This is a genomic window from Desulfosarcina sp., from assembly GCF_033791525.1.
GTDB lineage: Bacteria > Desulfobacterota > Desulfobacteria > Desulfobacterales > Desulfosarcinaceae > Desulfosarcina.
Map to the genome: position 1 here is coordinate 18,045 of NZ_JASJGN010000360.1, position 12,999 is coordinate 31,043.

A 12,999-nucleotide genomic window follows, 5' to 3' on the forward strand; every position below is an offset into this window, starting at 1 on the left:
TCGGATCCGCCGATCACAGGGAGATGATTTCCAACTGGGAGTCAATCATTTCCGCAAGCCCAAGGCCGTCGGCAAAATTAAACACTTTATCCAGTTTTGCATTGATCATGCGGCGGTCACTGCCTATCAGGCTGATTCCAATTACCGCTCGTTGATAGATGTCATTGTCTGCCACCTCGGCTACCGACGCGTTAAAATGGTTTCGGATACGGGCAACGATAGCCTTGACGACCTTGCGTTTTTCTTTCAAGGAGCGGCACTGATGGATCCTGAAAACAATGTGTCCGACACCGACGACCATTGCGGTTTATCACTCCACTTCCGGTCGAATCTCTTCCATGTAGTAGCTTTCGATCACGTCACCGACCTTGATGTCATTAAAATTTTCAATACTGATGCCGCATTCATAGCCGGACTGGACTTCCTTCACGTCATCCTTGAATCGGCGCAGGCTGCTGTTTTTGCCTTCGTAGGTGATTATGCCGTCCCGGACCAACCGCATGAGCTGCCCCCGCTGCATCTTGCCGTCGGTTACATAACAACCGGCAATGGTGCCAATTTTGGGGACATGGAAAGTCTGGCGAACATCGGCACGACCGAGCACCCGCTCCTCGAAGGTGGACTCCATCATCCCCACAATGGCATCCTTGACCTCTTTGATGACATTGTAGATGACGTTGTGAAAGCGCATATCCACGTTCTCTTCGACGGACAGTTCCTGCACTTTTGAATTGGGCCGGACGTTGAAGCCGATGATGATGGCATTGGAGACCGCGGCCAGAGAAATGTCCGACTCGGTTATGGTGCCGGTGGCCGCATGGACCACGTTGATGCTGACCTCTTCGTTGGAAAGCTTGGTCAAGGAGTCTCTCAACGCTTCGATGGAACCGTCCACGTCCGCCTTGATGATCAGGTTCAGGTCCTTGACCTCGCCCATCTGCATCTTTTCGAACAGCCCCTCCAGGCTCAGCCGATTCGTCTTGGCCAGCTCCTTGGAACGCTGTTTCTGAGTGCGGTGCTGACTCACCTGGCGCGCATCTTTTTCATCTGCCAGCGCCACGAGTTCATCGCCGGCCATGGGTACGCCGGAAAGGCCCACGATCTCCACCGGCATGGACGGGCCCGCAGATTCCACCGTGCGTCCCAGATCGTCCTGGAGCACACGAATTTTTCCATAGTGCATTCCGCAGACAATGGAATCGCCGGCACGGAGGGTACCCTCCTGCACCAAGACCGTTGCCACAGGCCCGCGCCCTGAATCCAGTTTGGCCTCGACCACGTGGCCGCTGGCCAGTCTGTCCGGATTGGCCTTGAGTTCCAGTATTTCCGCCTGAAGCAAAATCATTTCAAGCAATTCGTCGATCCCGGTATTCTTTTTGGCCGATACCATGACAAAAATGGCATCGCCGCCCCAGGCTTCCGACATCAGGCCGTGCTCGCTGAGTTCACGCTGAACCCGCTCCGGATCGGCATCCGGCTTATCCATCTTGTTGACAGCCACGATAATCGGCACCCCGGAGGCCTTGGAGTGATTGATCGCCTCGACGGTTTGGGGCATCACCCCGTCATCGGCGGCAACCACCAGCACGACGATGTCGGTCACCTTGGCACCGCGTGAACGCATGGCTGAGAAGGCCTCATGGCCCGGCGTATCCAGAAAAGCGATAACACCCTTTTCGGTCTCCACATGATAAGCACCGATATGCTGGGTAATCCCGCCCGCTTCGCCTTCGGTCACTCGGGTTTTGCGAATCACGTCAAGCAGCGATGTCTTGCCGTGGTCCACGTGGCCCATGATGGTCACTACAGGGGGTCTGGAGGCCAGCTTTTCCGGATCATCCGATTCGGTTTTCTTCAGAATCAGGTCTTCTTCGAAAGACGCCCTTTCCACCTCATAGTCGAATTCACCGGCCACCAGGACCGCCGTATCATAATCGATGGTCTGGTTCACTGTGGCCATAACGCCCATGCCCATGAGTTTGACGATCATTTCGTTGACCTTGATGCCCATGCGTTTAGCCAGTTCAGACAGCACGATGGTCTCATCAACCTTCACCCGCCGTTTGATGGCTTTGGCCGTAGTGATCTGGGTTTTTTGGCCGGCAGGCATGGCTCTCAGCCTGCTGCCCTTTCGGCCCTTCCGTCCACGCATTTTTCCGCTGTAGAGGGCTGCACCCTCGACGATCTCCTTTTTACGAAAACCGCCTTTCTTTTTTGGAAACCGGACACCATCGGTTCCGTCATCCTTTTTCCGCCACCCCTTCTTTTTCTTGTCCTTGGCGGAAACGGGTGCATCGGCGGTTTCCGGTTTCTTCAAAGACGGTCGAGATGGCAAGCCCGCCGGAACGACACGCGATGCAGGAGTCGTTGAAATTTTGGGTTTGGTCGGCAGTTTGATAATTTTGGCCGCTGCTTCTTTCTTGGCTTTCTTGGCCTTTGCCACGGAAGCCTTGGAAGATTCGTCAGCGGACGGTGGCACGGAGACGGGCTCACTGACAGCCGGATCACCATCGGTCGTGCCGGCAGGGGGGGCTGCCGCTTGATTGACCGGTGTTTTTTCGTTGGCTGTTGGTGCATCCGGTCCCGATGATGCGGGGGCTGCTGGTTCGGTCGCTTCGGTAGCAGGCGTCACATCCACCAACTCAGGTTCCGACGCTTCCGTTTGCGCTTCGGGTGTCTCTGTTTTGGGCTTGGCAATAATTTTGGCGGTTTGGGCTGGCTTGCGCTTTTTCACCACGGGCTTTTTCCCCGGCGGGGTTTTCACTTCAACTGCTGCCGGAGCCTTTTCTTTCGTCTCAGCCGGAGGAAATTCCGGTTCTACCGCCGAAGTGGACTCGACCGCGGGGGCCTCCGGCTCCTGGGGTGAGACAACCTTGCGCCGCCGGATAACCGTGGGCCGTACCCGTTTTTCCTCGAGTTGATCGTCCTTTTCGCCGAAAAGCACCGATTTGACCTTTGCCACCACATCTTCGTCCAGAGAACTCATATGGCTGTTGACGTCGATATCAAGGTCCCGGATCTTGTCCAAGAGTTCCCTGTTCGTCATGTTAAGATCTCTGGCAAATTCATAAACTCTGATTTTTGCCATCCATACCCCCCAAAATCTTGTTTTAAGCAGTTTTCGCCCTGTTGCCGTATATGCACGCTGATCCGCTACTGCTCTTCTTCCTGGGCTTCGGGACCGGAAGCCGCTTCCTCATTCGATTCATCCGCTGGCACTTCAACCGGCACCGCATCGTCTTCTGCTTTGGACCGGGTCGCTTCCTCAGCGGCTTGGGCCGCTTCAGCCAAACGCCGGGCTTTGGCAGCTTCGGCAGCCTCGATGGCATACTGCCGTGCATTTTCTATTAGCACCACGGCCTTTTCCTCTCCGATGCCACGGATTTCGATCAGTTCTTCAACTACGGATTCGGCCAGCTCTTCTGCTGAGTAAATGCCTTTTTCGAAGAAGGCATCAGCCAGGTTGCTGCCGACTCCGGGGATATTGACCAGTGATTCGTATCCGATCTTCATCATTTCATCGTATTTGGACGCTGAGTTGACGTCCAAATGCCAGCCGGTTAGCTTGGAGGCCAGGCGCACGTTCTGGCCTCGTTTGCCGATGGCAACCGAAAGAAATTCATCGGGAACGATGACCTCCATGGCATTATTTTGTTCATCAATAATCACCCTGGAGATTTCCGCAGGCGCCAGGGCGTTGCATACATATTTAGCCGCATCCACGTGCCAGGTGATAATGTCAATCTTCTCACCTCGAAGTTCCTGAACCACATTTTGCACCCGGCTGCCCTTCATTCCCACGCAGGCCCCCACCGGATCGATATCTGAATCATGTGAAGAAACGGCAAATTTGGCTCGCACGCCCGGCTCCCGGGCAGCCCCCATGACCTCCACGATTCCCTCACTGATCTCGGGCACTTCGGTTTTAAACAGGTTGATCAGCAGGTCGGGATGGGTTCGCGAAAGCACGATCTGAGGGCCTCGGGTATCATAGAGCACATCGAAAATCAGGGCCCGAATCCGGTCTCCCCGCCGGTAATTTTCCCTGGGAATCTGTTCCCGGGTAGGGAGTATGGCTTCGGTATTACCCAGGTTGACGATGATATTGCCCCGGTCCACCCGCTGGACGATGCCGTTGATAACTTCACCCTTGCGATCAATGTAGCTGGAGTAAATCGCATCCCGCTCTGCATCCTTCATCTTTTGGATAATGACCTGCTTGGCGGATTGTGCAGCAATCCGGCCGAAACTTGACGTGTCCATTTTTGTACCCAGGCTGTCGCCGACTTCACAGTCGGGATCGAGCTTGCGCCCTTCGGCCAGGCCGATCTGCAGGTCCGGCTCGGTCACCTCCGCCACCACCTCTTTAAATTGAAAGACTTCGATCTCACCCGTGTCGGGACTATACTGTGCCTCAATGTCGACGTTGCTGCCGAATTTTTTTCTGGCAGCCGAACGCAACGCCTCTTCCAGGGCGCGGATCAAAATTTCCACATCGATGCCCTTGTCCCGGCTTACCTGTTCCACCACACGTTTGATATCTGCTATAAACATCAGCGTTCTCCATTGTAATTGATCAGCCGCGCCCGTGTAATATCCTTATAATTCAGACTAACCGTCTCGTTATCCACCTGCAATTGGACCATTTCGTCAATCACCCCGGCAAGCACACCGCTGAAATTTTTACGACCTTCCACGGCAGTGGTGAGGCGAATTTTTGCCCGATGGCCCATAAACCGCTTAAAATCATTTAGCTTTCCCACCGGTCGGTCGAGACCCGGCGATGAAACCTCCAGCCGATATGGCGGTGCATCTTGCGTATGCACATCCAGAATGTCTGCTAACTGGCGGCTGATGTCGACGCAGTCGTCCAGGGCCACTCCCCCGGGCTTGTCCAGGTATAGGCGCAACGTCAATCCGCCCGGTTCGCGCTGGTACTCCACATGGACCAATTCCATCCCCTCGGCAATACACAGGGGATCGGCCAGACGGGCCACCGAATCGACAAACGCCCGCTGTCGCTTTAAAACCTCCGGATCCGGTTGACGGAGCGACGCCGGCGCTCCGCTTTTAAATTTTCGCTTTCCGGCACGTTTGGCCATATTCCCACCGAACAAAAAAACAAAAACGGGCAAACCGCCCGTTTCCACGTTCAAACCGATAATGGATACCGTCACTTACCAGTCCATAAAACCACGTCGGGCGGGAAAACCGCCTTTATTCCGGCAAACTCAACCGGAACAGACGAAAACGGACTTGAAATGGAGCGGGCAACGAGATTCGAACTCGCGACACCAAGCTTGGGAAGCTTGTACTCTACCAACTGAGCTATGCCCGCTCACCAAGAAATATTAACTAAGGCAAAATTGATGTTATGTCAATATCTTTCTATCTAACCCCAATATGCCACGCTGGCAGAATTAATCGAATGACGCGGCAGCAATCGGCACGCCATGCTGACAGAAGGAAACTATCGCCGTTGGTCATCAATCAATTCCCGGATGCGAATCAGTTCTTCCCTGATCTCGGTAATGTCTGGTGCTGCGACGACCGGTATTGGTCCCGGCACAGCGCCAGGTTTCTTCTTCAGATACTGCCGGGCCCCCTCAATCGTGAACTTTCTCTGATAGAGCAGGTGTTTGATCCTTAATACCAAAACCACATCCTGCTTGCGGTAGAGACGCTGTCCCGCATCGGTGCGCTTGGGTTTGATCTGCTTGAACTCTGTTTCCCAGAACCGCAGCACATAAGGCGCAACGCCGGCGATGTCGCTGACTTCACCGATCTTGAAGTAAAACTTGTCAGGTATGTCGACCGGGCCGTAAGCCTCTTCTTTCATAGGGGTTATCCATGTCGGTGAAGCCCCGCCGGCGGCTTCAGGTGGATCATCAAGCCGGCAATGCCGCACCAAATTCGGTAATCAGGCGATGAGTGAGATGGTGATGAATCGCATTGACGGTTTCATCCTCCAGGGTTCGTTCGGCGGACCGATAGACGACCCGGAAAGATACACTCTTTTTCCCAGCCGGTATGGGATCTCCGGCAAACACATCAAAAAGGTAAAGGTCCTCCACCAGTTTTTCGCCGAATTGCACCACCGTATCCAGCAGGTCCCTGGATTCGATCGTCTGATCGACAATGACGGTAATGTCCCGGGCCGTTGCGGGGAAACGGGGGATGGGTGCCATCTGCTTGGAATCGGATGCCAGTCTACCGATTAACTCCAAATCCAGCTCAAAAATAAACGCCGGTTGCTTTAGGCTATAGGCGTCCACCACCTCGGCATCCACCTCGCCCACGATTCCCAGCGTCCGCCCGTCGTGAACAATCCGTGCCGTTTGACCCGCGCGGGTATAGCAGCACTGGCCATCGGGTAGTGCTGCAAACGACGGTTCGGTGATACCCAGGGCAAAACCCAGTCCCTGGACGGTCCCTTTGATATCAAAAAAGTCGCAGGCGGTTTCCCGGGTGTGCCAAGCGGCTTCGACACGCCGACCGGTCCACAGACCGACAAGCATCTCCTTTTCCAAAGGAAGCGGCCCCTCTGACTTCGGGAGAAAGACTTTTCCGACTTCAAACACGCGCAGGTTGTTTTGTTGCCGAGCAATATTGCGCTGGGCCGCTTCCAGTATGCCGGGAACCAGAGTGGTCCGCATCACCGACTGCTCCTCGGAAATCGGGTTGAGCAAGGCAATATGGTGACGACGAGAGTCATCGGCATCCAATTGAATACGGTCGCAGGAATCAGCGCTGATGAAGGAGTAATTGATGGCCTCTGAAAATCCGAACCCATTAAGAATATCTCTAACCTGGTTGCGCCGGACCATCATTATAGAAGGGGTCGTGCCCTGTGCCGGAACCACGGGGAAGGTGGTGGGAATCTGGTTGTAGCCGGAAAGCCGGGCCACCTCTTCCATGAGATCCTGGGGACGGGAGACATCCACCCGAAAAGAAGGCACCTGCACCTGAAGTCTCTCATCACCCTCGGCCCGAACCTTGAATTCGATGCTTTCCAGCAGGGTGGCCATGCGGTCAAAGTCTAAATCGGTGCCTAAAAGATCATTGGTGGCCCGCACGCTCAAAGCGAGTGTCAGGGGACCCGACGTTCTGAAATCCTCATCGATCACACCCCCCACCAAACGGCCTTGGCCCAACTCGGCCATAATGCCGGCAGCGCGATTCAGGGCGAAAAGGGTGCCGTCCGGGTCCACGCCCCGCTCAAACCGGTGGGAAGCATCCGTATTGAGCAACAGGGCCTTGGATGTTTTGCGAATGCTGATCGGATCAAAGCAGGCACTTTCGATGAGCACACGCGTGGTGGCGTCTTCTATTTCCGAGTTCAGCCCGCCCATGACACCACCGACCGCCACCGGCTTTTCACCATCGCAAATCATGAGCATTTGTTCGGAAAGCCGTCGCCCCTTTTGATCCAGGGTGGTGAACGGTTCTTGATCTGCAGCCGTTCGAACCACGATACGATGGCCGGACAGGTTGTCAAAATCAAAGGCATGCAGGGGTTGCCCGGTCTCCAGCATGACGAAATTAGTTATATCGACCAGGTTGTTGATGGGCCGCACACCCACCGACCTCAACCGGTCTTGAAGCCAGTATGGGGACGGTGCCACGGTAATGTGTTCCAGCAGTCGAGCGGCGTACCGGGGGCAATGGTCGGGCGCTTCGATCGTCACCGAGGTCAAGGCCTTGATATCTCCCTGGGCATCGGGCAGGCTGAAAACCGGCGGATTCATCTGAACGCCCTGGATGGCGGCAATCTCACGTGCCACACCCATCATGCTCAGGCAATCCGGCCGGTTGGGCGTCAATCCAATCTCGAAGGTGAAATCGAAAAGATTCAGCGCCGCTTTCAAGGAAAGGCCGGGTTGAAAATCCCCCTCCAGCAACATCAGACCGGAAGCATCCAGTCCTAAACCCATTTCAATCTCGCTGCACAGCATGCCTTCGGAGGGTTCTCCCCGAATGACGCTCTTTGCCAACACGGTGCCGTCGGGTAGCCGTGTGCCCACACGGGCCAGGGGTGCGTGCATCCCCGTTGTCACATTGGGGGCCCCGCAAACCACCGGCACAATGCCGTTACCGCCATCCACGCGACACAATTTCAGCCGGTCGGCGTTGGGGTGGGGCGAAACATCGACCACCTGCCCGACGACCACCGTTTCCAGATGGGCATAGCGATCTTCAACGGCCTCCACTTCCAGTCCGGCCATCGTCAGGGCATCGGCGAGGTCCGGGACCGCCATATCGATGGGCACATATTCTTTCAGCCAGTTTAAGCTAACTTTCATCGGTTCGGGAACACTCCGTTAAAATTGACTCAGGAATCGATAGTCATTGTCGAAATAGCGCCGAATATCATCGATGCCGTATTTAAGCATGGCAATACGCTCCACCCCCATACCGAAAGCAAAACCGGTGTATCGACTGGTGTCATAGCCGATATTTTCAAACACCGCCGGATGGACCATGCCGGAACCCAAAATCTCCAGCCATCCGGTTTGAGAGCAAACACGACAGCCTTTTCCCCGGCAAATCACGCATCGGATATCCACTTCGGCGCTGGGTTCGGTGAATGGAAAGAAGCTGGGTCGAAAGCGCAAAGTGGTCTGGTCGTCGAACATCTGGTGAATGAATGCGGTCAGGGTTCCCTTGAGATCGGCAAACGAGACATGGCGATCCACCAGCAGCCCCTCCACCTGGTGAAACATGGGCGTATGGGTCAGATCGGAATCGCACCGGTACACCTTGCCAGGGGCGATGATGCGCACCGGCGGCTGCTGCTGTTCCATCACCCGTGGCTGTGTGGGCGACGTGTGCGTTCGAAGCACCACATTGTCCGATACATAAAAGGTGTCCTGCATGTCCCGGGCAGGATGGTTTTTAGGAATATTGAGGGCCTCGAAGTTGTAGTAGTCTGTCTCCACCTCCGGGCCTTCGACCACATCGAAGCCCATCTGCGAAAAGATGCTGCAGATGCGGTTGGTGATCTGGGTAATCGGGTGAAGCGATCCTTTCTCCGGCACCCGACCCGGCAAGGAGACATCGATGCGGTCCGTCGCCCTATCGGACATATTGGCCAGACGGGTCAACGCATCCTTGAATTCACCTTCCAGGGAACGCTTGATCTCATTGGCCCGCTTGCCCGCCTGAGGCCGTTCCTCGACGGGAAGACTGGAGATGTTTCTCAAATAGTAGGTGATGCGACCCTTCCGACCGAGGAACTGAGTGGAAAGATCGTTTACCGCATCAACATCAGCGACTGACGCCAGCGCTTCCATGGCGTCCACGTATATCCGTTCTATGGTATTTTCCACGATTGTCGCTCTGTTATATATGAATTGTCGCCGTCCCTCAATCCCAGCGGGGCGGGATTGAGGTATGCGGACACTTTCGCGGCTCAGATAAGGAGGGGGCAGCGGGAGGATACTGATTCGTGCGGCACTCGCCGCGACAGGTCAACCCGGCTTAACCCTGCTGTGACGCCAGCGCGGCAATCTGGGCAAATCCAGGGGGATCGGATATTGCAAGATCGGCAAGCACTTTTCGATCCAGGTTCACATCGGCCTTTTTCAGACCACTGATGAACCGGCTGTAGGAAAGGTCATTCATACGCGCCGCAGCGTTGATGCGGGCAATCCACAACCGGCGGAACTGGCGCTTGCGCTGTTTGCGATCCCGATAGGCATAATTGAGTGCCTTATCGACTGTATCTGCCGCGGTCCGAAACAGTTTGCTGTGCCCACCGCGATATCCTTTGGCCAGCTTTAAAACTTTCTGACGGCGTCTTCTCGCCTTGAAGCCTCTTTTAATTCGCATGATCTCATCTCCTTGCTAACAGGTTTTCTGGGCCACCCGCTCCTGAATCGCGCCTCACATGACGCCATCGGTGAAACCTGCTATATAAAGTCTAATTAACCGTCGATCAGCCGTTGGGCAAAAGGAGCCGGACTTCTCTCATGTCGCTCTTTTTGACCAGCTGCATCTTCTTCAGGGAACGCTTACGTTTTCGGGACTTAGAGGTCAGGATGTGACTGTGGTGAGATTTTGAAAACGTGTATCGACCGGACCCGGTTTTCTTGAACCGCTTCGCGGCCGCCCGGTTGGTTTTAATTTTCGGCATGGTTCCTCTCCTTGAAAAAAATTGAGCATCATTCTGTAATGATTAAATCGAACGAAAACCGCATTTCAAAAACCGATGGCGTGAACGATCACATGCGTTCACGCCAACTATTGAAACGGCGCTTTTCTATTTCGTGCGAGCCATGGCCCGAGCCCGAGGGCCGGCGCCATAATCCGTTATTGGCCTGGCGGCACTATCTGGGATCGGGGAGCCAGCACCATCATCATCGTCCGTCCTTCAAACTTGGGATATTGTTCCACGACGGCAATCTCTTCAAGTTCAGTGGCGATTCTCTGCAACAGTGCTCTACCACGATCTGAAAGCGTAATTTCCCGGCCACGGAACATCACCGTGACCTTGACCTTGTCTTTACGGTCAAGAAATTTGCGAATGTGGCCCATTTTCGTCTCGAGATCATGATCTCCGGTTTTGGGCCGGACCTTGATCTCTTTGAGCTGAAAAGTGGTCTGCTTTTTTTTGGCCTCTTGCTGTTTTTTGGTCTGCTCGTACTTGAACCGCCCGTAATCCATAATCTTACATACCGGCGGTTTCGCGTTGGGCGAAATTTCGACAAGATCGAGACCAAAATCATTCGCTTGGGCCAACGCCTGATGAATCGGAAGTACGCCGACCTGGTTTCCCTCCGGGTCGATCAAGCGGACTTCCCTCACCCGGATACCCTGATTGATCCGGGTGGTATCGGGCGGCCTCCTGTCCATCTGTCTATATCTGGGACCAGCTATACTTCCACCTCCTGAAGCCCTAAACGTTCGATTTTCTCTACCCTGCCAACCATTGGCAGACCGATGATTCCCCTCCGATTCGAACCACCGGAAGGTGGCCCGATACTCGTTACTAAACTTTAGTCCAATATATGACGCCGCCGGCAAATGCAAGAAAAAAATGGCTTACGCGTTCGCGGGTTCAGGGTTCAACGTTCTGAGTTAGGGACAAAGACAAAAAAGTGTCCGGTCTATTGGTGGACCTAGCCCACCCCCATTAAGATGGTTTACGCCCATGAACGGTCATGGAGATTCCTTCTGCGCCAACGTATAGCGGCTCAACAGGCTGTCCGCCCAATAGGGGTTGGCCGAATCGGCGAAAAACCGCTTGAACAGCAACAGGCTGTTTATTCTCAAGACGCCGGAGATCACCGTCAATTGAGCGTTTCGGTATAGGGGAGGCAAACCGGATCGGTCACACCCGGTCCCCCCCCCCATCACATCTTCATAGGCATAGACGATTCTGCCGATGCCGCTGAGCAAAATGGCGGAAAAACACATGAGGCAAGGTTCCATCGTGCAGTATATGGCCAGCCGTGAACGATCGATGTCCGGGTTGTCATCGCCAAGACACCGCAGGGTATTGACTTCAGCATGGTCGATCTCGTTTCCCGATCCAGCTGCCGTGCCTGTGCGATGCCCCCGGGCAACCACGAACTCACCGTCTGCAATCACACAACCCACGGGAAACTCACCCGCCACCAGGGCCGTTTGGGCCAGGCCAAGCGCCGCGGACATGAACGCTGTATCTTTTTCCGAGACCGTCTCAGGGTTCATAGAATTCTGCATGCGGTATCGTCACAGGGGCAACCGCCGTCAATTTCAAATGCGTAGACGATCCTTGCTTCCATTTCCGCACGCTTTAATGAAATGGGCGAAAATCTGGCCCGATTTAACTGTTGCTCCAAGTTTTCCCTATCGGGAATCCGATCAAAGCCCGATCCCATCAATTTGCCGGTTTCGCCGTCGAGGATATCCGCCGACTCACCATTTGTCACCACCACTACGGGGATCTGGTAAGGTACCACCAGACGCGACATGGCCAACGTCGGCCGATAACGGGTCACTAAGGAACCTGGCCCGTATTTAATCACCATTGCCTTGCGATCGTCAACCGTTACCGTAAAGTCCAGCATCAGCCGTCCCTTCCGGTTTCCGGCGGCAACGATCATCAGGCTGCGGGGGTGGATGTCCGCCTTTGCATAACCTTTGTCGGCCACGAGAAAACGGGCGATTTTCTGGCGATAGCGCTCGTCGTGGGTATCTGCCAGCATTTCACCGGAGATGAAATCGCCAAGCTCCCCCAGTATCAGATGATGACCACTCATAATCCACCTTGTCCGTCGCCAAGATACCGCTTTACAAAGCCTTTTGTCTGTGAATAGATGACCATTTAAAAATAATACATCTATGGAGAAATCACAACCGGGGTGCCATGAACATCCGCGAACAATTTGAAAAACGCGAAAAAAACTTCATGTCGCCGTTCGGCTGCCAAAGCGCCCAGAGCCGGGGCCGGCAGCGGCCGGAGGATGCCTGCCCCATCCGCACCGCATTCCAGGTTGACCGAGACCGCATCGTCTACGCCAACGCATTCAGGCGGCTGAAGCATAAAACCCAGGTGTTCCTCAACCCGCTGGGAGACGAATACCGCACGCGGCTAACCCATACGCTGGAGGTGTCCCAGATTGCCCGGACCATTGCCCGGGCGATGTTTCTCAACGAAGACCTGGCCGAAGCCATTGCCCTGGGACACGATTTGGGGCATACCCCCTTTGGGCACGGTGGTGAAGCGGTGCTGCAGGAGATCTACTCCCCGGATTTCTATCATCACAAGCAGAGTCTTCGGGTGGTCGATGTGATCGAGAATAATGGCAGGGGGTTAAACCTGACCCATGAGGTTCGCGACGGCATTATCAAGCACTCCAAAGGCTACGGGAAAATCCTGCCCGATGACCCCGATGAACTGGCCTGCACCATCGAAGGTCGCATCGTTCGGGTATCGGACATCATGGCCTACCTGAACCACGATCTGGACGATGCCGTCCGCAGCGGGGTCATCCGGGAAAACCAGGTGCCGGC

13 protein-coding genes and 1 tRNA gene are annotated in these 12,999 nt (G+C 54.9%); 1 reads left to right on the forward strand and 13 read right to left on the reverse strand.

Going from position 1 to position 12,999, the window contains the following annotated elements:
• Nucleotides 1-13: 13 nt before the first annotated feature.
• From QNK41_RS17790 to QNK41_RS17850, 13 genes are all read right to left on the reverse strand, one after another.
• Nucleotides 14-301 (reverse strand): DUF503 domain-containing protein, encoded by a 288-nt coding sequence (locus QNK41_RS17790; RefSeq protein ID WP_319259518.1) that lies wholly within the window; start codon nucleotides 299-301, stop codon nucleotides 14-16.
• Nucleotides 302-310: 9 nt separating this feature from the next.
• Nucleotides 311-3,088, reverse strand: a complete 2,778-nt coding sequence (infB, locus tag QNK41_RS17795; RefSeq protein WP_319259521.1) for a translation initiation factor IF-2 — start codon at nucleotides 3,086-3,088, stop codon at nucleotides 311-313.
• Between the two features lie 65 nt (nucleotides 3,089-3,153).
• Nucleotides 3,154-4,554, reverse strand: coding sequence for a transcription termination factor NusA (gene nusA, locus QNK41_RS17800; protein ID WP_319259524.1), 1,401 nt, complete (start codon nucleotides 4,552-4,554; stop codon nucleotides 3,154-3,156).
• A complete protein-coding gene (gene rimP / locus QNK41_RS17805; protein ID WP_319259527.1) occupies nucleotides 4,554-5,102 on the reverse strand; it encodes a ribosome maturation factor RimP in 549 nt (182 codons plus the stop codon). Before rimP ends, nusA begins: the two co-directional genes overlap by 1 nt.
• Before the next feature lie 160 nt (nucleotides 5,103-5,262).
• Nucleotides 5,263-5,338 (reverse strand) — tRNA-Gly (locus QNK41_RS17810).
• Nucleotides 5,339-5,470: 132 nt separating this feature from the next.
• Nucleotides 5,471-5,839, reverse strand: coding sequence for a MerR family transcriptional regulator (locus tag QNK41_RS17815; protein WP_319259530.1), 369 nt, complete (start codon nucleotides 5,837-5,839; stop codon nucleotides 5,471-5,473).
• A gap of 49 nt (nucleotides 5,840-5,888) precedes the next feature.
• Nucleotides 5,889-8,303, reverse strand: coding sequence for a phenylalanine--tRNA ligase subunit beta (pheT, locus tag QNK41_RS17820; protein ID WP_319259533.1), 2,415 nt, complete (start codon nucleotides 8,301-8,303; stop codon nucleotides 5,889-5,891).
• Between the two features lie 18 nt (nucleotides 8,304-8,321).
• The gene (gene pheS / locus QNK41_RS17825) at nucleotides 8,322-9,329 is read right to left on the reverse strand and encodes a phenylalanine--tRNA ligase subunit alpha (protein ID WP_413815174.1); all 1,008 of its coding nucleotides are present in this window, start codon (nucleotides 9,327-9,329) and stop codon (nucleotides 8,322-8,324) included.
• A gap of 151 nt (nucleotides 9,330-9,480) precedes the next feature.
• Entirely contained in the window at nucleotides 9,481-9,834 is a 354-nt protein-coding gene (rplT, locus tag QNK41_RS17830) for a 50S ribosomal protein L20 (RefSeq protein ID WP_319259553.1), read from the reverse strand.
• Nucleotides 9,835-9,937: 103 nt separating this feature from the next.
• Nucleotides 9,938-10,135 (reverse strand): 50S ribosomal protein L35, encoded by a 198-nt coding sequence (gene rpmI, locus QNK41_RS17835; RefSeq protein ID WP_319259536.1) that lies wholly within the window; start codon nucleotides 10,133-10,135, stop codon nucleotides 9,938-9,940.
• Between the two features lie 176 nt (nucleotides 10,136-10,311).
• Complete coding sequence (gene infC, locus QNK41_RS17840) at nucleotides 10,312-10,854, reverse strand: translation initiation factor IF-3 (protein ID WP_319259539.1); 543 nt, start codon at nucleotides 10,852-10,854, stop codon at nucleotides 10,312-10,314.
• A 306-nt stretch (nucleotides 10,855-11,160) separates the two neighbouring features.
• Nucleotides 11,161-11,694, reverse strand: coding sequence for a nucleoside deaminase (locus tag QNK41_RS17845; protein WP_319259542.1), 534 nt, complete (start codon nucleotides 11,692-11,694; stop codon nucleotides 11,161-11,163).
• A complete protein-coding gene (locus QNK41_RS17850; protein WP_319259544.1) occupies nucleotides 11,691-12,245 on the reverse strand; it encodes a type I restriction enzyme HsdR N-terminal domain-containing protein in 555 nt (184 codons plus the stop codon). Before QNK41_RS17850 ends, QNK41_RS17845 begins: the two co-directional genes overlap by 4 nt.
• Before the next feature lie 107 nt (nucleotides 12,246-12,352).
• On the opposite strand from QNK41_RS17850, the gene dgt reads away from it, so the two are divergent.
• Nucleotides 12,353-12,999, forward strand: a 647-nt coding sequence (gene dgt / locus QNK41_RS17855) for a dGTP triphosphohydrolase (protein WP_319259547.1), incomplete at its 3' end; no start/stop codon positions are given.

What these genes read in the sequence shown, in the direction of transcription:
- QNK41_RS17790 (WP_319259518.1), bottom strand. Translation starts at nt 301, where the DNA reads ATGGTCGTCGGTGTCGGACACATTGTTTTCAGGATCCATCAGTGCCGC.
- infB (WP_319259521.1), bottom strand. Translation starts at nt 3,088, where the DNA reads ATGGCAAAAATCAGAGTTTATGAATTTGCCAGAGATCTTAACATGACG.
- nusA (WP_319259524.1), bottom strand. Translation starts at nt 4,554, where the DNA reads ATGTTTATAGCAGATATCAAACGTGTGGTGGAACAGGTAAGCCGGGAC.
- rimP (WP_319259527.1), bottom strand. Translation starts at nt 5,102, where the DNA reads ATGGCCAAACGTGCCGGAAAGCGAAAATTTAAAAGCGGAGCGCCGGCG.
- QNK41_RS17815 (WP_319259530.1), bottom strand. Translation starts at nt 5,839, where the DNA reads ATGAAAGAAGAGGCTTACGGCCCGGTCGACATACCTGACAAGTTTTAC.
- pheT (WP_319259533.1), bottom strand. Translation starts at nt 8,303, where the DNA reads ATGAAAGTTAGCTTAAACTGGCTGAAAGAATATGTGCCCATCGATATG.
- rpmI (WP_319259536.1), bottom strand. Translation starts at nt 10,135, where the DNA reads ATGCCGAAAATTAAAACCAACCGGGCGGCCGCGAAGCGGTTCAAGAAA.
- infC (WP_319259539.1), bottom strand. Translation starts at nt 10,854, where the DNA reads ATGGACAGGAGGCCGCCCGATACCACCCGGATCAATCAGGGTATCCGG.
- QNK41_RS17845 (WP_319259542.1), bottom strand. Translation starts at nt 11,694, where the DNA reads ATGAACCCTGAGACGGTCTCGGAAAAAGATACAGCGTTCATGTCCGCG.
- QNK41_RS17850 (WP_319259544.1), bottom strand. Translation starts at nt 12,245, where the DNA reads ATGAGTGGTCATCATCTGATACTGGGGGAGCTTGGCGATTTCATCTCC.